Origin of the sequence: Burkholderia ubonensis subsp. mesacidophila (genome assembly GCF_002097715.1) — a bacterium.
Classification (GTDB): domain Bacteria; phylum Pseudomonadota; class Gammaproteobacteria; order Burkholderiales; family Burkholderiaceae; genus Burkholderia; species Burkholderia mesacidophila.
Map to the genome: position 1 here is coordinate 1,747,586 of NZ_CP020737.1, position 20,994 is coordinate 1,768,579.

Here is a 20,994-nt window from a genome sequence, read left to right on the forward strand (position 1 = left end):
TTTCTTGGTTCGGCTGCAGCGAGCACGCTGATACGTTAGCGGCTTCACGGCACCACCCGCCGTGAATTTCCTCGAACCGGGCCGCCGCGCGATCCGCGGCGGCTCACATAACAATCAGGTCGTGCTCATGAAATTCCACACGCTCGCCAGCTGGCTCGTCGGTGCCGCGCTCGTCGCCGCCGGCACCGCCGCACACGCAGACCGTCTCGACGACATCAGGAAGGCCGGCGTGCTGCGCGTTGCAACCTTCGACAGCAACCCGCCGTTCGGTTACGTCGACGCGAAGACCAACCACATCGTCGGCCTCGACGTCGACTACGCGAAGGCGCTCGCCGACAAGCTCGGCGTGAAGCTGCAACTGCAGCCGACGAACCCGGCGAACCGCATTCCGTTCCTGACGTCGGGCAAGGTCGACCTCGTGCTCGCGAACTTCACGATCACCGACGAGCGCGCGAAGCAGGTCGATTTCAGCATTCCGTATTTCTCGTCGGGCCAGCAGTTCCTCGCGAAGAAGGGCGTGCTGAAGTCCGCCGAGCAGCTGAACGGGCTGCGGGTCGGCGCGGACAAGGGCACGACCAACGAGATCACGCTGCGCGACAAGTATCCGAAGGCGACGATCGTCGCGTACGACGACACGCCGTTCGCGTTCGCCGCGCTGCGCGCCGGCAACGTGCAGGCGATCACGCAGGACGGGCCGAAGCTGATCGGCCTGCTCGCGAACGTGCCGGACAAGCAGAACTACGAGATCCCGGCGTTCACGATCTCGAACGACTACATGGGCGTCGGCGTGCCGAAGGGCGAGACGCGCCTGCTCGGCTTCGTCAACGACACGCTGAAGGGGCTCGAGGCGAGCGGACGCGCGACGCAGATCTACGACGCGTGGTTCGGGCCGGCGACGAAGACGCCGCTCACGCGCATCTTCCACATCGGCGACAAGACCTGAGCGCGCGGCGACACGCCACGACGCGACACGCGCGCCGCGATGCGCCGCCGGGACGACCGGCGCGTGCATGGCGGCGCATTTCGTTGACTTCCGATCGCGGGCGCTACGCGTTCGCGCCACACGCATGCTCGGGTTGGCTCCCAAATACCTGTCCTGGCTCTGGCAGGGCTTCCTGCTGACGCTCGGCCTGTCGGCCGCGTCGGCCGTCGCCGCGATCGTCGGCGGTCTTGCGCTGTCGATCCTGCGCAACACACGTCACCGGGCGCTGCGCGCCGCGGTGGCGGCTTATGTCGTCACGTTCCGCAACACGCCGCTGCTCGTGCAATTGCTGTTCTGGTACTTCGGCGTCGCGTCGCTGCTGCCCGACACCTGGGTCGCGTGGCTGAACGCGGGCCATGCCTGGCATGCGGGCCCGCTCACGCTCGCGTGGCCGTCGTTCGAGTTCGTCGCCGGCTGGGTCGGGCTGAGCGCGTATACGGCCGCGTTCGTCGCGGAGGAATGCGAGGCCGGCCTGCGCGGCGTGCCGCTCGCGCAGCGCGACGCGGCCGCGGCGCTCGGGCTCACGCCGCTGCAGGCGCTGCGCTACGTGATCCTGCCGCAGGCGGTGCGCATCGCGTTGCCGCCGCTGTTCGGGCAGACCATGAATCTCGTGAAGAACTCGTCGCTGGCGATGGCGATCGGCGTCGCCGAGCTGTCGTATGCGTCGCGGCAGGTCGAGACCGAAACCTTCAAGACCTTCGCCGCGTTCGGCGTCGCGACCGTGCTGTACGTCGCCGCCGCGGCCGCGATCGAGGCGGTCGCGTATGCGGCCGCGCAATGGCGCGACCGGCTAGGCGCGGCCGGCTAGGCGCGGGGCATTGACGATGGAATTCTCGCTGTTCGCCAACAATCTTCCGTACCTGCTGGTCGGCGCATTCCCGGACGGGCCGCTCGGCGGCGCCGCGCTGTCGCTGCTGCTCGCGATCGCGTCCGCGTGCGCGTCGGCAGTGCTGGGCGTCGCGCTCGGCGTCGCGATGGCGCTCGCGCGCGGCTGGGCGCGCGTGCTGCTGCTCGCGTTCATCGGCTTTTTCCGCGCGATTCCGGTGCTGATGCTGATCTTCTGGACGTATTTCCTGATGCCGATGCTGCTGCACACCGACGTGCCGGGGCTCGCGACGGTCGTGTGCGCGCTCGCGCTGATCGGCGGCGCGTATCTCGCGCACGCGGTGCATGCGGGAATCGTCGCGGCCGGCGCGGGGCAGTGGCAGGCGGGGTTGTCGCTCGGCCTCACGCGCGGGCAGACGGTGCGCTACGTGCTGCTGCCGCAGGCGATCCGGATCATGACGCCGTCGTTCGTGAACCAGTGGGTGTCGCTCGTGAAGGACACGTCGCTCGCGTATATCGTCGGCGTGCCGGAGCTGTCGTTCGTCGCGACGCAGGTGAACAACCGGCTGATGGTGTATCCGGCGCCGATCTTCCTGTTCGTCGCCGCGATCTATCTCGTGCTGTGCACGTCGCTCGACGGCGCTGCGCGCTGGCTGCTGTCGCGTCGTCCGCGCGCGGAGCGCAGCGCGGGCACGACTGTTGAGCGCGCGCAGCCGGCGCGCGGCGCGACGCGTTGAGGCCGACCAGCAGGCGTCGTGCGCGTCAGGATGCGGTGTAGTGCGTGTTGAAGACCGCGCGCAGCGTCGATTTGTCGCTGGCGAAGTCGCTCCACAGCGGGCCATCGGTCTGCGCGAACGCGAACGGCGCGGTGTTGATCGACGCGAGGCGGAAGCGCCATTCGGCGGCCTCCTGGCGGAACGCGGTGCGCTGCATGTCGGACAGGCCCGTCTGCGCTTCGGCAAGCGTGACGAGCGGGTCGACCGGCTGGTCGGCGACCCGCACCTCGAAGTGCAGGTGCGGGCCCGTCGCCGCGCCGGTCATGCCGACCGACCCGATGCGCTCGCCCTGCCTGACCCGCTCGCCGACCTTCAGCCCGTGCGCGAACGCGGACAGGTGCGCGTAATAGGTCGAATAGCCGTCGGCGTGATCGACGATCACGTAGCGGCCGTAGCCGCCCGGATCGGTGCCGACGAACGACACGGTGCCGTCGGCCGCCGCCTCGACGCGCGTGCCGCTCGGTGCGGCGAGATCGACGCCGGTGTGGAACGACATCGCCTGCGACAGCGGATGGATGCGCTCGCCGAAGAACGAGCTGATGCGGGTCCACTTGACGGGCATCGTGAACGCGGCGGCCTCGAGCGGCGCGCCGTCGAGCGTGTAGTACGCGCCCTTGGCGGCGCCCGGGGGCTTGAACCACAGCGCGCCGAACGTGCGGCCCGCGACGCGCAGCTCGAGCGCGGTGAGGCGGGGCGCGCCCTGGTTCGTGTCGAACGCGAGGCGGTAGTAGTCGCCGCGATGCGCGCCTTCGCGCATCGGCACCTTGCCGCTGACGAGGTCGCCGAGCTGGATCCGCACTTCCGGCGGCAGGTCGAGACGGTTCAGCGTATCGGACAGCGTCAGCTCGATGTCGCCGGCGCGCAGGCCGTGCTCGGGCTCGGGCGGCGCGAGCGTGAACAGGTTCGCATAGCCGAGCATGTCGTTGCGGTGCGCGCTGAGCGGCGCGAACAGGCCCGGCTGCGCGTTGCGCTCGCCGATCGTCTGGACGAGCTCGTTCGTGACGAAATGCTGCGCGGTGGGAAACGGGGTGTCCGACAGTACGCGCAGCGGCGTCGCGGCCGCGCCGGTGTCGACGTCGCCCGGCAATTGCGAGACGGCCGGCAGCGTGACGGCGAGGCCGAGCGTGGCGAGGGCGCCGAGCACGGCGGCCGGCAGCATCGCGCGCACGAGCTGCCACGCGCGCGCGGGTCGCGGCACGGAAGAATCAGGGATTGCGGCAGACTTGACCAAGGGTGTCCACATCCAGGAAAACGGTTCGAGGGAAGGGTGTGGGCTGGGACCGCCGGCAGAGGGGGGATGGCGGGCGTGCAACAAAACAGGCCCCGTCAGGGGCCTGTGTCGTTTCCGTTCGACCCAACAGCGCGGGAGCAGCCCGCTTCGAACGGCGGCGCGATTGCCGGGTCAGGACCCGGATATCACGAAGACGCTAAATAAAGATGACAGCGTCAGTCTACCGATGTTCCGCAAATTGAAGAAAATTTAAAACAGGGTCGGGAATGTTGTTTCGCAGAGCGGAAAATTGGGATAACTCCGGTGTTTTTTGCGCATCCGGACCTCATTCCGGCAATTTTTGCGCGCAGCGCCGAAGCGCGGCGGACGTGCGCAACGCGTCGAAGCCGGCGTCGAGGATCGCCTCGGCGTCCTTCCACAGATTGCCGCGCAGGCGGTTGGTCCAGATCATCGACGCGAACACGCCTTCGAGCAGCGACACGAGGTAGACGGCCGCGAGATGCACGTCGAGCTCGGCGGCGACTTCGCCGCCCGCGGCCGCGCGGCGCAGCAGCGCCTTCGTGATCCGCAGCATCTGCAGCTCGAGCAGCAGGCGGCGCCGCAGCAGCGCGCCGTTCTCGTCGCTCTGTTCGCACTTCGTATACAGGATCACGAGCACGCGCTGCATCGAGCCCGGCTCGCCGCATTGCTCCAGGTAGTGCGACGCCGCGCGCCGCAGCGTGTCGAGCGCGGGCTGCCCGTCGCCGGCCTCGAAGCCTTCGGACGTGCGCGCGAACGCGCGGTCGCACATCGCGATGCACACTTCCATCTTGTTCTTGTAGTGGCCGTAGACGGCGCCCCGCGACATGCCGGCGGCCTCCGCGAGGTCCGCCATCGCGGTTTGCGCGACGCCTTTCTCGAGCAGCACGAGCTCGGCGGCATCGAGGATCCGGTGCTTGATGGCAAGAGATTCTTCCCGGGTCTTGCGGGCCATGTTGCGAAGTTCCTTACGTTTTGCTGTCGCTTTATTGAGACAATGTGGCGGTAAATTTAAAGCAGTGTGTATTTAATCAGTCGTGACTGATTATAATCGGCCACCCTGAGCCGCCGCATTTTACTGGCGGCGCACGATTCGAGGTCCATATGAAGAACAACAATCGCTCCCTGACGCGCCGCCGCCAGCTGGTGTCGTTCGCGCCGTTCGCGCTGGCGGCCGCGCTGGCCGTCGCCGGATGCGGAAAGGGCGAGCGCGACGCCGCGCCGGAGACCGCGCAACGCGCGACGGTGGTGACCGTGCGGCCGACCGCGATGCCGCTCTCCGTCGAGCTGCCGGGCCGGCTCGAGGCCTATCGGCAGGCGGAAGTGCGCGCGCGGGTCGCGGGCATCGTCACCGCGCGCACCTACGAGGAAGGACAGGAAGTGAAGCAGGGCGCGGTGCTGTTCCGCATCGATCCCGCGCCGCTGAAGGCCGCGCGCGATGCGGCGCAGGGCACGCTCGCGAAGGCGCAGGCCGCGTCGCTCGCGGCGACCGACAAGCGCCGCCGCTACGACGATCTCGTGCGCGACCGCGCGGTCAGCGAGCGCGACCACACCGAGGCGGTGGCCGCCGACGCGCAGGCGAAGGCCGAGGTCGCGTCGGCGAAGGCCGAGCTCGCGCGCGCGCAGCTCCAGCTCGACTACGCGACCGTCACCGCGCCGATCGCGGGCCGCGCGCGGCGCGCGCTCGTCACCGAAGGCGCGCTGGTCGGCCAGAACGAGGCGACGCCGCTCACGACCGTCGAGCAGCTCGATCCGATCTACGTGAACTTCTCGCAGCCGGCCGCGGACGTCGACGCGCTGCGCCGCGCGGTGACGAGCGGCCGCGCGACGGGGATCGCGCAGCAGGACATCGCCGTGACGCTGCTGCGCCCGGACGGCACCGCGTATCCGCTGAAGGGCAAGCTGCTGTTTCGCGATCTCGCGGTCGATCCGACCACCGACACCGTCGCGATGCGCGCGCTGTTCCCGAATCCGGACCGCGAACTGCTGCCCGGCGCCTACGTGAAGATCGCGCTCGACAACGCGGTCGACCGCCAGGCGATCCTCGTGCCGCGCGACGCGCTGCTGCGCACGGCCGACCGCGCGTCGGTGCGGGTCGTCGGCGCCGACGGCAAGGTCAAGGACGTCGAGGTCGCGGCCGACCAGATGAGCGGCCGCGACTGGCGCATCACGCGCGGCCTGAAGGGCGGCGAGCGCGTGATCGTCGACAACGCCGCGCAATTCTCGCCCGATACCGCGGTGCAGCCCGTCGAGCGGGCAGGGCCGGCCAAGGCGGGGCAACCCGCGGCCGCCTCCGCTCCCGGCGCCACCGCCCGCCAAACCTGACCGGTTCGAAACAACATGGCTCGTTTCTTCATCGATCGCCCCGTGTTCGCGTGGGTGATCGCAATCTTCATCATGCTGGGCGGCGTGTTCGCGATCCGCGCGCTGCCCGTCGCGCAGTACCCGGATATCGCGCCGCCCGTCGTCAGCATTTACGCGACCTATCCGGGCGCGTCCGCGCAGGTCGTCGAGGAATCCGTCACCGCGCTGATCGAGCGCGAGATGAACGGCGCGCCCGGGCTGATGTATACGTCCGCGACGAGCAGCGTCGGCATGGCGTCGCTGTACCTGACGTTCAAGCAGGGCGTGAACGCCGATCTCGCCGCGGTCGAGGTGCAGAACCGCCTGAAGACGGTCGAGGCGCGGCTGCCCGAGCCCGTGCGGCGCGACGGCATCCAGGTCGAGAAGGCCGCCGACAACATCCAGCTCGTCGTGTCGCTGACGTCCGACGACGGCCGGATGAACTCGGTGCAGCTCGGCGAATACGCGTCGGCGAACGTCGTGCAGGCGCTGCGGCGCGTCGAGGGCGTCGGCAGGGTGCAGTTCTGGGGCTCGGAATACGCGATGCGGATCTGGCCGGACCCGGTCAAGATGGCCGGCGACGGGCTCACCGCGTCGGACATCGCGTCGGCCGTGCGCGCGCACAACGCGCGCGTGACGGTCGGCGACATCGGCCGCGGCGCGGTGCCGGACAGCGCGCCGATCGCGGCGACCGTGTTCGCCGACGCGCCGCTGAAGACGCCCGCCGATTTCGGCGCGATCGCGCTGCGCGCGCGGCCCGACGGCTCGGCGCTGTTCCTGCGCGACGTCGCGCGCATCGAGTTCGGCGGCAATGACTACAACTACCCGTCGTACGTGAACGGCAAGGTCGCGACCGGCATGGGCATCAAGCTCGCGCCGGGCTCGAACGCGGTGTCCACCGAGCAGCGCGTGCGCGCGACGATGGACGAGCTGTCGAAGTTCTTCCCGCCGGGCGTGTCGTACCAGATTCCGTACGAGACGTCGTCGTTCGTGCGCGTGTCGATGAACAAGGTCGTCACGACGCTGATCGAGGCGGGCGTGCTGGTGTTCCTCGTGATGTTCCTGTTCATGCAGAACCTGCGCGCGACGCTGATCCCGACGCTCGTCGTGCCGGTCGCGCTCGCGGGCACGTTCGGCGTGATGTTCGCGGCGGGCTTCTCGATCAACGTGCTGACGATGTTCGGGATGGTGCTCGCGATCGGCATCCTCGTCGACGATGCGATCGTCGTCGTCGAGAACGTCGAGCGGCTGATGGTCGAGGAAGGGCTCGCGCCGTACGAGGCGACCGTCAAGGCGATGACGCAGATCAGCGGCGCGATCGTCGGCATCACCGTGGTGCTGACGTCGGTGTTCGTGCCGATGGCGTTCTTCGGCGGCGCGGTGGGCAACATCTACCGCCAGTTCGCGCTGTCGCTCGCGGTGTCGATCGGCTTCTCGGCGTTCCTCGCGCTGTCGCTGACGCCCGCGCTGTGCGCGACGCTGCTCAAGCCGGTCGGCGACGGCCATCACGAGAAGGGCGGCTTCTTCGGCTGGTTCAACCGTTTCGTCGCGCGCGCGACCGAGCGCTATGCGCTGCGCGTCGGCGGCGTACTGAAGAAACCGGTGCGCTGGCTGGTCGTGTACGGCGCGCTGACCGCGGTCGCCGCGCTGATGCTGACGCGCCTGCCGACCGCGTTCCTGCCGGACGAGGACCAGGGCAACTTCATGGTGATGGTGATCCGGCCGCAGGGCACGCCGCTCGCGGAAACGATGCAGAGCGTGCGCGAGGTCGAGACCTACGTGCGCACGCAGGAGCCGGCCGCGTACACGTTCGCGCTCGGCGGCTTCAACCTGTACGGCGAGGGGCCGAACGGCGGGATGATCTTCGTGACGCTGAAGAACTGGAAGGACCGCAAGCGCGCGCACGACCAGGTGCAGGCGATCGTCGCGCGCATCAACGCACGCTTCGCGGCGACGCCGAACACGACGGTGTTCGCGATGAACGCGCCGGCGCTGCCGGACCTCGGCTCGTCGAGTGGCTTCGACTTCCGGCTGCAGAACCGCGGCGGGCTCGACTACGCGGGGTTCGCCGCCGCGCGCGAGCGGCTGCTCGCCGAAGGCGGCAAGCATCCGGCGCTCACCGACCTGATGTTCGCGGGCACGCAGGACGCGCCGCAGCTGAAGCTCGACATCGATCGCGCGAAGGCATCCGCGCTCGGCGTGTCGATGGAAGAGATCAACACGACGCTCGCGGTGATGTTCGGCTCCGACTACATCGGCGACTTCATGCACGGCACGCAGGTGCGGCGCGTGATGGTGCAGGCGGACGGCCGGCACCGGCTCGATCCGGACGACGTGAAGAAGCTGCGCGTGCGCAATGCGCGCGGCGAGATGGTGCCGCTGGCAGCGTTCGCGACGCTGCACTGGACGCTCGGCCCGCCGCAGCTCACGCGCTACAACGGCTTCCCGTCGTTCACGATCAACGGCTCGGCCGCGCACGGCCACAGCAGCGGCGAGGCGATGGCCGCGATGGAGCGGATCGCGGGTGAATTGCCGGCCGGCATCGGCTATGCGTGGTCGGGGCAGTCGTTCGAGGAGCGGCTGTCGGGCGCGCAGGCGCCGATGCTGTTCGCGCTGTCGGTGCTCGTCGTGTTCCTCGCGCTCGCGGCGCTGTACGAGAGCTGGTCGATTCCGTTCGCGGTGATGCTGGTCGTGCCGCTCGGCGTGATCGGCGCGGTGCTCGGCGTGACGCTGCGGATGATGCCGAACGACATCTATTTCAAGGTGGGGCTGATCGCGACGATCGGGTTGTCCGCGAAGAACGCGATCCTGATCGTCGAGGTCGCGAAGGATCTCGTCGCGCAGGGGATGTCGCTCGTCGACGCGGCGCTCGAGGCCGCGCGGCTGCGGCTGCGGCCGATCGTGATGACGTCGCTCGCGTTCGGCGTCGGCGTGCTGCCGCTCGCGTTCGCGTCGGGCGCGGCGTCCGGCGCGCAGATGGCGATCGGCACCGGCGTGCTCGGCGGCGTGATCTCGGCGACCGTGCTTGCGGTGTTTCTCGTCCCGCTGTTTTTCGTGATCGTCGGCCGGCTGTTCAACGTCGGCCCGCGCCGGCGCGGTGCGCTGCCGGCGACGATGGAGGGTACGTCATCATGATGTTTCGCCTGAAGGCGCGCGCAAGCCTGCGCGCTCAGGTCGCGCTGGCCGTAGCGCTCACGCTTGCGGGCTGCTCGCTCGCGCCGCGCTACGAGCGCCCGGCGGCGCCGGTGCCGTCGACCTATGTGCCGGTAGACGATGTGCCGTCGGCCGCGCAGCCGTCCAACCCCGCGCTGCTCGACGACTGGCGCGCGTATTTCACCGATCCGGCGCTGCAGGCGTGGATCGATGCGGCGCTCGCGAACAACCGCGACCTGCGGGTCGCGGCGGGCCGCGTCGAGGAAGCGCGCGCGCTGTACGGCGTGCAGCGCGCGGACCGGCTGCCGTCGGTCGACGCGAACCTCGGCTACGAGCGCACGCGCGTGTACGACCCCGTCGTGCGCCAGAGCGCGGTGAGCGGGCTGTATCGCGCGGGCGTCGGCATCAGCGCGTACGAGCTCGACCTGTTCGGCCGCGTGAAGAGCCTGTCGGACGCGGCGCTCGCCGAGTACTTCGCGACCGCCGAAGCGCAGCGCACGGTGCGGATCGGCGTGATTGCGGAAGTCGCGAACGCGTATGTCGCGGAGCGCTCGCTCTACGAGCAGCTCGCGCTGGCGCAGCGCACGCTCGATGCGCGCGAGCGCATCGCGTCGCTCACGCAGCGCCGCTATGCGGCGGGCACGAGCGATGCGATCGAACTGCGATCGGCCGAGATGCTGGTGGCGGCCGCGCGCGCGTCGCAGGCCGCGCTGCAGCGCGAGCATGCGCAGGCGGTGCGCGCGCTGCAACTCCTGGCAGGCGATTTCGCTCGCGCGGCGCCCGGCGACGGTCTGACGCTCGACACGCTCGCGATCGCGCCCGTCGCGCCGGGCGCGCCGAGCGCGCTGCTCGAACGGCGGCCGGACATCCGGCAGGCCGAGGCGCGCCTGAAGGCCGCGAACGCGCAGATCGGCGCGGCGCGCGCGGCGTTCTTCCCGCGCATCACGCTGACGACCGACATCGGCTCGGTCGGCGACGCGTTCTCGGGCCTGTTCGCGAGCGGCACCGGCGTGTGGACGTTCGCGCCGCGCGTCACGCTGCCGATCTTCGCAGGCGGGCGCAATCGCGCGAACCTCGACGTCGCGACCGCGCGCAAGCACATCGCGGTCGCCGAATACGAGAAGAGCGTGCAGGTCGCGTTCCGCGAAGTGGCGGACGCGTTCGCCGCGCGCGACTGGATCGACGCGCAGCTCGCCGCGCAGCAGGCGGTCTACGAAGCGGACGGCGCGCGGCTGAAGCTCGCCGAGCGCCGCTACGGCAGTGGCGTCGCGACCTATCTCGAACTGCTCGACGCGCAGCGCAGCACGTTCGAATCCGGGCAGGAGCTGATCCGGCTGAAGCAGCTCAGGCTCGGCAACGCGATCACGCTGTATCGCGCGCTCGGCGGCGGCTGGTCGCTGGCCGAAGCCGACGCGTGACGGCGTCGCCCCGCGCGCGTCATATCCGGTAATGTGACCGCTGTCGTCGCGGCGCGGCGGCGGCGCGTTGGATACGCTTGTCGGCACGACGGAGCGGGGCACGCATGACGATCGATCCAGCACGACTCGGGGCGGCGCTCGCCGCCGGCATCGCGCTCGTGGCGGGGCAGGCGGCGCACGCGCAGGTGGCCGACGTCGCGGCGATTCCGCCTGGAGCGGCGGCCGCGACGGCGAACGTCGCGGGCGTCGCATTGCCGATCTTCACCTATCGCCCCGCGCATTGCGCGCCGGCGATGCTGCTCGTCGTATTCCACGGCGTGCAGCGCAACGGCGCCGCCTATCGTGACCACGCGATGCCGCTCGCCGAGCGCACCTGCGCGATCGTCGTCGCGCCGCAGTTCGACGCGGCGCGCTTTCCACGGAACGTCTATCAATATGGCGGCGCGAGCGCCGCGCACGGATTGTCGAGCGACCCGCGCCAGCCGCGCGCGCTCGTTGCGCCGCTCGTCGACTGGGCGCGGCGCGCGTCGGGGATCGCTGCCCCCCGCGTCGTGCTGCTCGGCCATTCGGCGGGCGCGCAGTTCCTCGATCGCGTCGCTGCGTACGGCGCGCCCGGCGTCGCGCGCATCGTGATCGCGAATCCGTCGACCTGGGTGATGCCGAGCGTGACCGACGCCGCGCCGTTCGGCTTCGGCGGCCTCGACCCGGCGCCTGCGGGGGACGCTGCTGACGCCGCGCTGCGCGCGTATCTCGCGCAACCGGTGACGGTGCTGCTCGGCACGGACGACACCGGGGGCAAGCACCTCGTCCACGGCAGCGAAGCGGACGGGCAGGGCGCCAACCGTTACGCGCGCGGCCTCAATGCCTTTCGCGCCGCCCGCACCGTGGCCGGGCAACGTGGCTGGACGTTCAACTGGCGCCTCGTCGAGGTGCCCGGTGTCGGCCACGATGCTGCCCGCATGTTTGCATCGCCGGCGGCGAGCCGTGCGGTGCAGGACGACCGCTGATTCCTTTCCCGACATTTTTCGACCGCGTTTGGCCGTTTGGCGGCCGCACTTCGCGCAATCGTTTGCGCGCCTTTTTCAGGTCGCGCATGCATGCCGGCGAGAAGCCGGCATGCATGCGTCATCACACCTACTTCATTTGGCGGGTTGACCTTTCAATTATGTTATGAATCGTCAATTCGGCGGCGGCAAAATGCCGCAAGTGAAACGTTAAAATCGGGTTCGCAAACGATTGCGCGATATTCTGATTAAGCGTCGATTGAAAATTAATTTCCCGTCTATTGAAAATGGCGGCGCGCCGTCGTTGTGAATCGACAACGTGTGGCGGATTGGGACAGGGTTGTGTCCTTGTGATGGGGTTCCGTCTGGAGCCAGCGTGGACAAGGCTGAGGCGAGTTTGACTGGAAGGGGGCAAGAAATGTCTTTTATTTTCAGTCATTTTCGACGCTGAAATCAGGATCGCAAAACAAAATAAATTGATTGTGAACTGTCGGGAAAGAATCGATTGAATGGCGACGAGTCGGACATTGTCAGCTGGCATTTAACAATGATTTACAGAATACTTTCGCGCTTATCTCGATAATGCCGCCTCGTGACGGACGGGGCGAGCCAAGCGCTACCGGTTGTGTCCGCCACGTCGTCCCTTTCCTTTGCAATTCATCATACGGAATCGATCATGAAGAAAACCCTCCTGTCCGCCGTCGCCTTCGCAGCACTGTCCTCGTCGGCCTTCGCCGCCGGCACCGGCACGATCAACTTCACGGGCGAGATAGTCGCCGGCGCATGCGGCATCGACTCGGGCTCGGTCGACCAGACCGTGCGCCTCGGCTTCGTGCCGACGAACGTGTTCAAGCAGGCCGGCGACAAGTCCACGCCGACCAACTTCGACATCAAGCTGACCGACTGCGACACCAGCATCGCGAAGAACGCGTTCTTCACGTTCACGGGCTCGTCGAACGTGAAGCAGCCGAAGCTGATCGCGACCGTCGGCTCGGCGACCAACGTCGGCATCCGCCTGCAAGCCTCGTCGGGCGAATACCTCGACAACGGCGCCGAGCAGAAGGCGCCGGTCGTGCTGCAGAACGGCACGAACGTCGCGCGCTTCGCGGCCATGTACGAAGCGACGGCAGCCGGCGTGACGCCGGGCACCGCCGACGGCGTCGCGAACTTCACGGTTCGCTACCAGTAAGCCTCCGCCCCTCGGGGAAGGGTGCACGCACCCTTCCTCGCGCCTTTTCCTTTCGTTTCCCACCCTGTTCAGGAACACCGGTAGCCTCTCGTGCGAATCAGACATTCCATCCTTTGCGTCTCCGTGCTGGCCGTCGGCAGCCAGAGCCATGCGACGGAATTCAATTCGTCGTTCCTGAGCATCGACGGCGCGAGCAACGTCGACCTGTCGCAGTTCTCGCAGGCCGACTTCACGCTGCCGGGCGAGTACCTGCTCGAGGTGCAGGTCAACGACGTGTTCTTCGGCCTGCAGACGATCGAGTTCGTCGCCGGGGACGCGTCGGGCGCGGGGCGGCCCTGCCTGCCGCCGGAGCTCGTCGCGCAGTTCGGCCTGAAGCCGTCGCTCGCGAAGGACCTGCCGCGCTTCCAGGGCGGCCGCTGCGTCGATCTCGCCTCGATCGAAGGCGTGACCGTGCGCTACCTGAAGGGCGACGGGCGCCTCAAGATCTCGATTCCGCAGGCGGCGCTCGAATACACCGACGCGTACTACCTGCCGCCCGAGCGCTGGAACGAAGGCATTCCGGGCGCGCTGCTCGACTACCGCGTGATCGCGAACACCAACCGCAACTTCGGCTCGGCCGGCAGCCAGACGAACTCGGTGCAGGCGTACGGGACGGTCGGCGCGAACTGGGGCGCGTGGCGCTTTCGCGGCGACTACCAGGCGCAATCGAACGCGGGCAATACCGTCTATGCGGACCGCACGTTCCGCTTCAGCCGGCTCTATGCGTTTCGCGCGCTGCCGTCGATCGAATCGACGGTGTCGTTCGGCGACGACTACCTGACCTCGGACATCTTCGACACGTTCGCGCTGACCGGCGCGACGATCCGCAGCGACGACCGCATGCTGCCGCCGTCGATGCGCGGCTATGCGCCGCTGATCTCGGGCGTCGCGCGCACCAACGCGACCGTGACGGTGTCCCAGCAGGGCCGCGTGCTGTACGTGACGCGCGTGTCGCCGGGCGCGTTCGCGCTGCAGAACATCAACACGAGCGTGCAGGGCACGCTCGACGTCGCGGTCGAGGAAGAGGACGGCTCGGTGCAGCGCTTCCAGGTGACGACCGCATCGGTGCCGTTCCTCGCGCGCCAGGGGCAGCTGCGCTACAAGGCCGCGGTCGGCAAGCCGCGCCTGTTCGGCGGCGCCGGCATCACGCCGTTCTTCGGCTTCGCCGAGGCTGCGTACGGCCTGCCGTTCGACGTGACCGTGTACGGCGGCTTCATCGCCGCGTCCGGCTATACGTCGGTCGCACTCGGCGTCGGCCGCGACCTCGGCGCGTTCGGCGCGGTGTCCGCCGACGTGACGCATGCGAGCGCGCGGCTGTGGTGGAACGGCGCGACACGCAACGGCAGTTCGTACCGGATCAACTATTCGAAGCACTTCGATTCGCTCGACGCGGACGTGCGCTTCTTCGGCTACCGCTTCTCCGAGCGCGACTACACGAACTTCTCGCAGTTCTCGGGCGACCCGACCGCGTACGGCCTCGCGAACAGCAAGCAGCGCTATTCGGCGACGATGTCGAAGCGCTTCGGCGAGACCTCGACCTATTTCTCGTACGACCAGACGACCTACTGGGCGCGGCAATCCGACCAGCGCGTCGGCCTCACGCTGACGCGCGCGTTCTCGCTCGGCGCGCTGCGCCGCGTGAACGTCAGCCTGTCCGCGTTCCGCACGCTGGGCGCGGGCAGCAGCGGCAACCAGTTCTCGGTGACCGCGACGCTGCCGATCGGCGACCGCCAGACCGTCACGTCGAGCGTGACGACGGGCGGCGGCAGCACGAGCGCGAGCGCCGGCTACATCTACGACGATCCGGCCGGCCGCACCTACCAGGTTTCCGCCGGCTCGACCGCGGGCCGCGCGTCGGCGAACGCGAGCTTCCGCCAGCGTACGTCGTCGTACCAGCTCACCGCGCAGGCGTCGACGGTCGCGAATTCGTACGCGGCCGCGTCGCTCGAAGTCGACGGCTCGCTGGTCGCGACGCAATACGGCGTCGCCGCGCACGCGAACGGCAACGCGGGCGACGCGCGCCTGCTGGTGTCGACCGACGGCGTGCCGGACGTGCCGCTGTCCGGCTCGCTGTCGCGCACCAATGCGCGCGGCTACGCGGTGCTCGACAGCATCTCGCCGTACAACGTGTACGACGCGACGGTCAACGTCGAGAAGCTGCCGCTCGAAACGCAGGTGTCGAACCCGATCCAGCGGCTGGTGCTGACCGACGGCGCGATCGGCTTCGTCAAGTTCTCCGCCGCGCACGGCCGCAACCTTTACCTGACGATGTCGGACACGAGCGGCCGGGCGCTGCCGTTCGGCGCGTCGGTGCAGGACCCGGCGAACGGCAAGGAGCTCGGCATCGTCGGCGAGGACGGCGCCGCATACCTGACCCAGGTCCAGCCGAAATCGTCGCTGGTCGTGCGCGCGGGCGAACGCACGCTGTGCACGCTCGACGTGCTGCCGGACCAGCTCCAACTCGAAGGCACGCCGATTCCGGTGACGTGCCAGCCGCCCGGCGCGTCGCATGCGGCGACCGGCCGGACCGAACGATGACTCAACGGACTTTGCGATGAAACCTTATTCCTTTCTTTCCCTGCGGCGCGCGACGTGCGCGCTCGCGGCCTTCGGCATGCTGCTGGCGGGCGCCGCGCACGCGTCGATCGTGCCGGACCGCACGCGCGTGATCTTCAACGAAGGCGAGCAGGCGGCGATCGTGACGATCACGAACAAGAGCGCGACCTATCCATACCTCGTGCAATCGTGGATCGAGGACGCGAAGGGCAACCGCATCACGTCGCCGCTGATGGTCGTGCCGCCGCTGCAGCGCGTCGAGGCGAACGAGCGCAACGTGCTGCGGATCGCGAAGCTGCCGGGCACAGAATTGCCGGCCGATCGCGAGACGGTGTTCTACCTGAACATCCGCGAGGTGCCGCCGAAGACGGATACGCCGAACGCGCTGCAGATCGCGCTGCACACGCAGATGAAGCTGTTCTACCGGCCGAAGGGCGTGCAGCCGTCGCGCGACGAGGACCCGACGCTGCCGATGACGCTGCGCGTCGACGCCGCCGCGCACAAGCTGGTGTTCGACAACCCGACGCCGTTCCATGTGACGGTGGTCGACGTGGCGGCGGGCGCGCAGAAGACGCCGGTGCTGCCCGACCCGGTGATGGTGAGCCCGATGAGCACCGCGGACGTGCCGTTCAAGGGCGCGGCGAGCGCGACGCTGTTCGTCACGCATATCGATGACTACGGCGGCCAGGTCGCGGTGGAGTATGCGTGCGAGGCGGGTGTTTGCAAGAGCGTGAAGAATTGACGTCCCCCTCCGCCTAAAGGCGGAGGGTTCCCACAGCTGGCGATGCACGTCCGCATCGGAGAATGTTCAACGCAGCGTTGGTATCACGATCATGCACGACACCGCAGCCACTGCAGGTCCACTCTCTTATTCTCAGTCCCGCGATACCTTTCGGCCGCGTCGTGCTGTCTTGCGACCCGCACGACGAACAGGACCGGGTCGAACCGCTTTCGTCCACTTCCTCGAACGTGGCTCCGTGCGCCATCGCCTTGTAACGGAGCTTGTCCCGGAAGGACGACCAGGATGCGTCGTAGACGCTTTTCGCCATCCTGGTTCTGGCGAGTTTCGCGGCCGACACGTTGCCGACCGCGATGTAATCGAAGCGCCGCACCAGATCGAGCGCGAGCTTGTGCTGGAAATCGGCGCGGGCGTTCGCCACCTTGGCGTGCAGCTTCGCGATATGCCGCTTGTGCTTGCGTGCCCGCTGCGCTTTCGCCAGCTTGTCGGCCGCACGCCGGCCGAACCGGTCATTCGGCAGCTTCTCGCCGGTCGAAAGCGTGGCGAAGTCTTTCAGGCCGAGATCGATGCCGACGCCGGAACGGATCGGGCGTGCCGGAACATCGGGCCTCTCGATCACGATGTTGAGAAACCAGTTGCCGCGCGCATCCTGCGCGAAGTTGGTGCCGTCCTTGATCTTGCCGTCGGGAAGCGGCCGGCTGCTGAACACGCGGAAGGTATTGCCGGCGAAGCGAAACGCGTCGCCCTCACGCTTCAGGTCGCGCCCCTTCAGCGGCACCCAGCCCAGCGATTTCCTGCCGCGATAGCGCAGATAAGGGCGACGGTGCTGGCTGCGCGATTTCGCGTATTGCTCGCATGTGGCGTTGACCGTGCCGGAGTGGATGCCGAGAGCCTTGCTGCTGCCGGTCGTCAGCATGTTCAGGTCAAACCCCGTCGGCCACTTCTTGCCCCACTTGAGCGCGTGCTTCTGCGTGTCGTTGCAGAAGTTCCACACGTAGTTCACCGCTCGACTCTGTTTGTTCAGGAGTCCGTTGAGCGACTTCACCCGGTATCGGTAGACAAGGATCATGCCGGCCATCCTAACCTGTGGAAGAAGCGGCCTGTCAAGAGCGCTCCTTTCCTTCCCGCCATCAATGACGGGGTTTCTCGGAGCAAAGTCTGATGAGCGAGGGTATGCGACAACGGGTGTCGCCGGCGGTGGCGTGGCTGAGGTGGATCGTGCTCGCGGTGCTGGTCGCGGCGGTGCAGCCGGCGTGGGCGCTGCGCTGCCTGACCAACGGCGGCTCGCCGTCGCTCACCGAGCCGATCGGCGGCGTCGCATCGTATCCGACGGATGCGCCGGACGGGTACGTGATCTGGGTGTCGCCGCCGCGCACGACGTCAGGCTATTGCTACAAGGATCAGGACGGCGGGAAGAACCTGGAGGTCGTCGACCGCATCTATTTCTACGCGAATCCGGCTCACATGACTCCGGCGGATTGGGGCCTCGAGATCGGCATCCGTTACGGGGGCGTCGATTACTTCAATGCAACCAGCAACCCCGGCGGCGGCGTACCCACCAAATTCTCGGTGCCGCCGTGCACGCAGGAAGACTTCAACCGCAGACGCTGCGAGCAGACGAAGATAAGCATCGACTATCAAATCGTGGTGCGCAAGAAGGGCGCATGGGTGCAGCCGACGAACGACATTTATCCGGTATTCCAGTTCGACGGCGAGCTTGGCCTGAACGGCAAGGCGACGAGCTTCCGGTATCAGTTGAGCGGCATGCGGAACCTGAAGCCGACGCCGTGCCTCGTCGACGTGCTGGTCACGCCGGAGCCGGGCATCGTCAATTTCGGGCAGGTTCAGACCTCGGGCAGAGGGTTCCAGCCGGCCGTGCCGCGCAAGCGGTTTTCGCTGTCGCTGACCAAGAGATGCAGCATCCCGGTGCGGGTCGACGGCTACTTCGAAGCGACGAAGGGCAGCGTGCAGAACGGCTTGCTGGTGCCGGCGGCCGACAGCAACTTCGGCATCGGCATCGAAGACAGCCAGGGCAAGGCGATCGAGTTCAACAAGCAATTCATGCTCACGCAGTTTCCGGCCAACGTAGCCAACCAGAGCGTGATGCTCGACGCGGTGCTGAAGTCGTTCGGACCACCGAAGATCGGGCCGTTCAACGCATCGGCGACGATCCGGGTTTTCCTTTACTGAGTTTGAGGCGGGGCGGCGGCGTGCACGGCAATGCAAGTCGCTTGCACCGAATTTCATGACGGTGTTTCGGGGGAGGCGAGATGCAGTTGAGAAGCAGTGTGATTGCGGCAGTGCTGGCCGCTTCGGCAATGAGCGCGGTTCACGCGCAGACGGTATCGGCGGGTGGGTATTCGCTGACGTTGTTGGGCGATCTGGGCGGACCGCGCGATGGCCGTAACAGCGGGTACGCAGTCAGCACGGATGGCAGGACGATTGTCGGCTTTATGCAGTCTCGGCGCTTCTCGACCGTGTAAGCCATGAGGAGCGGGCGCTGATCGCTGTTACAGGACGACGCCGGCAGCTTCCAGTCGCTTCGTGATCGTGGAGATGATCGACAGGAACTGATTCGTATCGAGGAAGTAGTTCGGGTAGGCGCGTCGCAACGATTCGATCGAGTTGGTGTTCACCAAAACGACCTGCAGGTTCCCATCTTTACGGGCCTGTTCCTCCGCGCGTGCGTACTCGAGGTTCGCCTCCTCAATCCGACGCGTACCGTACGATGAAACCGTGACCGTTCGTTTGTCTGCATCGAGGATGACAAGATGGTAGCTCCCGCCGCTCATGTCCCGGCTGATGGCATTTGCGGCAACGGCAAATGCTTTCAGCTTGCGCACAACCTCGAGGCGATCGGCGCGCGTAACGAAGTCGATCCATATTGCTTGCTCGCTCATCCCCTGAAATGCCGCCGGTGGGACGCACTGCTCCATGTGCGAGATAGCAGCGCTCGCGACTTGGAAGAACTCCAGCCATTCCTGCGGACCCTCGTTCGCTTTGAGAGCATGGTCGATGAACGTGCCCATGGTTTCCACCGCCGTAGCCCAGGCGTGCTGTCGTCGCGTGCGAATCTGCAGTTCGAGGCACAGACCGTTGTAGAGCGTCATCGATGGATTGTTGTAGCGATAGATGAGGTGAACGCTCCGGTAGCCGGATTCCTTCGGCGCCGCGATGTAGTCGTCTTCGTCGACGAGTTCGTGCGTCAGATTTCCATTGACGTACAAATCGCGAAGCGTTCGAACCTGCGCCATCGTGTTGACTACGGCGCGAAGTCCTCCGATATCCTGCATCCGCGCGAGCTGCATGCCGGGATTCCGTTCCAGCTTGGCTGCAATGGACGGAACACGCTTCAATCGCTGCCCGACGAGCGCGTCCGTGCAGACTTTTTTAAGGCGTGCACGAAGAGTCGCCTGGAACGTGTTGATCGGATATGTGTGGCAAGCACGCCAGTGGTTAATCAGATCGAACGCTTCCTGGGCCGCGGCGGGAGTGACGCCGGCGGGGTTGATCAAAATGTTGCCAGCGCGCGTAACTCCCTTCCTCGAAAATTGCGGAATCGGAAAGGCCATGTCTTGTGTCCCCGGTCGGTATGGCTCCGGCTGGCGGGAGCCGGCTGGTCTTGACTATTCGATGCCATCAGCTCTGGTGTCTACGCCAAGGCACACGATAGTGATGCACTATCATTCCCGGATCGTTGATGAGATGCAATGAGGGGATATGCGGAAGTGTTCTCTGAGATGGATTCCGCTTTTTGTGTGTGCAGTGGGAGCAGGGGCATGCTGAATCCCTAGTTGACCATTTTCCGCCTTGGGACGAGGAACGACCGCTAGGGTGAGCGAGGTATTAGACAGCGTCTAATATCGACTGGGCGACAACAAAGAAAAAGGGCTTAGCATCGCCGCTAAGCCCTTGAATTCTTTGGTAGGCCGTGCGTGACTCGAACACGCGACCAACGGATTAAAAGCCCGCTGCCCTCTGGCGTGCGGGTTTTCGGCGGTTTACGGGGTGGGAGTCGTGCGTTTTGCTGCGCATACGAAGCGCAATTGTGTTGCTAGGACCAACTATATGGGCGGACCAGCTTTTCATCCATCTCAGCCACGTCACGGAGTGCCCCGCATTGTGATATGTCACCAAAAGCAGCGCCGATCATAGCGACGGCGTGGTTGAACTGAACGGCAAACACGGCGGCGGGCGGATCTGTCTCGGCAACGGTATATGCACAAGCGAATTGATCCCTGAGTTCACGATTGCGCTGCTGGATTGCTGGGAATTGCGCCAGCAGAGGACGCAGGGCCTCATTACCAAGGAACTCGTCGATGGAATAGGCGTTTGTCGTCCAAAACGAGATGATTCCACCACGCTCATCCAAGATTCGGCCAGTGCGTAGGTAGTAGAGTGCGCAAAATAGTTTACGAGCGACGGTCCTGGCCGCTTCACCAAATTCCGGATGATCAATAGAGAGAAGCGGAACGTCTCTCGACGTTTGCCCTGGACCGGGATGGGCGTCTATTTCGCGCATGCGAGCACGTTTCTCTGTGACGGACATATGCATCGACGCATAAACGTCCGGCATTACTCGGGCGATGCCACTAGCGATCTTCGTCCATTCTGCCGTTCCGTCTTCTTCCGGGATCCCGATTTGTGCAGGGCTGAATCGGATCCTACAGATCATCGCGAACAGCATTTCGTGCAGTCGGCTCACGTTGTTGCAACGTTCA

General features: G+C 66.8%; 17 protein-coding genes. 12 read left to right on the forward strand and 5 right to left on the reverse strand.

From position 1 onward, the window contains the following. The first annotated feature begins 127 nt into the window (after nucleotides 1-127). From B7P44_RS08360 to B7P44_RS08370, 3 genes are all read left to right on the forward strand, one after another. Complete coding sequence (locus B7P44_RS08360) at nucleotides 128-943, forward strand: ABC transporter substrate-binding protein (protein ID WP_084906526.1); 816 nt, start codon at nucleotides 128-130, stop codon at nucleotides 941-943. Between the two features lie 124 nt (nucleotides 944-1,067). After that, nucleotides 1,068-1,790, forward strand: a complete 723-nt coding sequence (locus B7P44_RS08365) for an amino acid ABC transporter permease (protein WP_084902749.1) — start codon at nucleotides 1,068-1,070, stop codon at nucleotides 1,788-1,790. Between the two features lie 16 nt (nucleotides 1,791-1,806). Next, on the forward strand, nucleotides 1,807-2,544 hold the full coding sequence (locus B7P44_RS08370; protein ID WP_084902752.1) for an amino acid ABC transporter permease: 738 nt from the start codon (nucleotides 1,807-1,809) through the stop codon (nucleotides 2,542-2,544). A gap of 25 nt (nucleotides 2,545-2,569) precedes the next feature. On the opposite strand, the gene B7P44_RS08375 is transcribed toward B7P44_RS08370, so the two are convergent. Together B7P44_RS08375 and B7P44_RS08380 are read right to left on the reverse strand one after the other, a co-directional pair. Then, nucleotides 2,570-3,814 (reverse strand): M23 family metallopeptidase, encoded by a 1,245-nt coding sequence (locus B7P44_RS08375; protein ID WP_084902755.1) that lies wholly within the window; start codon nucleotides 3,812-3,814, stop codon nucleotides 2,570-2,572. A gap of 325 nt (nucleotides 3,815-4,139) precedes the next feature. Then, a complete protein-coding gene (locus tag B7P44_RS08380; protein ID WP_084902757.1) occupies nucleotides 4,140-4,787 on the reverse strand; it encodes a TetR family transcriptional regulator in 648 nt (215 codons plus the stop codon). A gap of 149 nt (nucleotides 4,788-4,936) precedes the next feature. Here B7P44_RS08380 and B7P44_RS08385 point away from each other — a divergent pair, with 149 nt between their 5' ends. The 7 genes from B7P44_RS08385 (at nucleotide 4,937) to B7P44_RS08415 (ending at nucleotide 16,276) form a co-directional block, all read left to right on the forward strand. Further along, the gene (locus tag B7P44_RS08385; protein WP_084902760.1) at nucleotides 4,937-6,157 is read left to right on the forward strand and encodes a MexX/AxyX family multidrug efflux RND transporter periplasmic adaptor subunit; all 1,221 of its coding nucleotides are present in this window, start codon (nucleotides 4,937-4,939) and stop codon (nucleotides 6,155-6,157) included. Nucleotides 6,158-6,172: 15 nt separating this feature from the next. Beyond that, nucleotides 6,173-9,310, forward strand: coding sequence for a multidrug efflux RND transporter permease subunit (locus B7P44_RS08390; RefSeq protein WP_084902762.1), 3,138 nt, complete (start codon nucleotides 6,173-6,175; stop codon nucleotides 9,308-9,310). Then, nucleotides 9,310-10,746, forward strand: coding sequence for an efflux transporter outer membrane subunit (locus tag B7P44_RS08395; RefSeq protein ID WP_084902764.1), 1,437 nt, complete (start codon nucleotides 9,310-9,312; stop codon nucleotides 10,744-10,746). Before B7P44_RS08390 ends, B7P44_RS08395 begins: the two co-directional genes overlap by 1 nt. A gap of 104 nt (nucleotides 10,747-10,850) precedes the next feature. Further along, nucleotides 10,851-11,753: an alpha/beta hydrolase family protein gene (locus B7P44_RS08400; protein WP_084902767.1), complete on the forward strand. Its 903-nt coding sequence runs from the start codon at nucleotides 10,851-10,853 to the stop codon at nucleotides 11,751-11,753. A 673-nt stretch (nucleotides 11,754-12,426) separates the two neighbouring features. Continuing rightward, on the forward strand, nucleotides 12,427-12,939 hold the full coding sequence (locus B7P44_RS08405; protein ID WP_084902770.1) for a fimbrial protein: 513 nt from the start codon (nucleotides 12,427-12,429) through the stop codon (nucleotides 12,937-12,939). Nucleotides 12,940-13,029: 90 nt separating this feature from the next. After that, complete coding sequence (locus B7P44_RS08410; RefSeq protein WP_084902771.1) at nucleotides 13,030-15,516, forward strand: fimbria/pilus outer membrane usher protein; 2,487 nt, start codon at nucleotides 13,030-13,032, stop codon at nucleotides 15,514-15,516. Nucleotides 15,517-15,532: 16 nt separating this feature from the next. Further along, nucleotides 15,533-16,276 carry a fimbrial biogenesis chaperone gene (locus B7P44_RS08415; RefSeq protein ID WP_084902774.1) on the forward strand — a complete coding sequence of 248 codons (744 nt, stop codon included), beginning with the start codon at nucleotides 15,533-15,535 and terminating at the stop codon, nucleotides 16,274-16,276. A gap of 13 nt (nucleotides 16,277-16,289) precedes the next feature. On the opposite strand, the gene B7P44_RS08420 is transcribed toward B7P44_RS08415, so the two are convergent. Then, a complete protein-coding gene (locus B7P44_RS08420; RefSeq protein WP_084906527.1) occupies nucleotides 16,290-17,342 on the reverse strand; it encodes an RNA-guided endonuclease InsQ/TnpB family protein in 1,053 nt (350 codons plus the stop codon). A 92-nt stretch (nucleotides 17,343-17,434) separates the two neighbouring features. On the opposite strand from B7P44_RS08420, the gene B7P44_RS08425 reads away from it, so the two are divergent. After that, nucleotides 17,435-18,463 carry a fimbrial protein gene (locus tag B7P44_RS08425; RefSeq protein WP_084902777.1) on the forward strand — a complete coding sequence of 343 codons (1,029 nt, stop codon included), beginning with the start codon at nucleotides 17,435-17,437 and terminating at the stop codon, nucleotides 18,461-18,463. 80 nt (nucleotides 18,464-18,543) lie between these two features. Further along, complete coding sequence (locus B7P44_RS08430) at nucleotides 18,544-18,756, forward strand: hypothetical protein (protein WP_231716673.1); 213 nt, start codon at nucleotides 18,544-18,546, stop codon at nucleotides 18,754-18,756. A 27-nt stretch (nucleotides 18,757-18,783) separates the two neighbouring features. Here B7P44_RS08430 and B7P44_RS08435 read toward each other — a convergent pair whose 3' ends face one another. Both B7P44_RS08435 and B7P44_RS36210 read right to left on the reverse strand, forming a co-directional pair. After that, nucleotides 18,784-19,845 carry a RelA/SpoT domain-containing protein gene (locus tag B7P44_RS08435; protein ID WP_084902780.1) on the reverse strand — a complete coding sequence of 354 codons (1,062 nt, stop codon included), beginning with the start codon at nucleotides 19,843-19,845 and terminating at the stop codon, nucleotides 18,784-18,786. Between the two features lie 482 nt (nucleotides 19,846-20,327). Further along, on the reverse strand, nucleotides 20,328-20,978 hold the full coding sequence (locus tag B7P44_RS36210; protein ID WP_133118113.1) for a hypothetical protein: 651 nt from the start codon (nucleotides 20,976-20,978) through the stop codon (nucleotides 20,328-20,330). Nucleotides 20,979-20,994 lie beyond the last annotated feature (16 nt).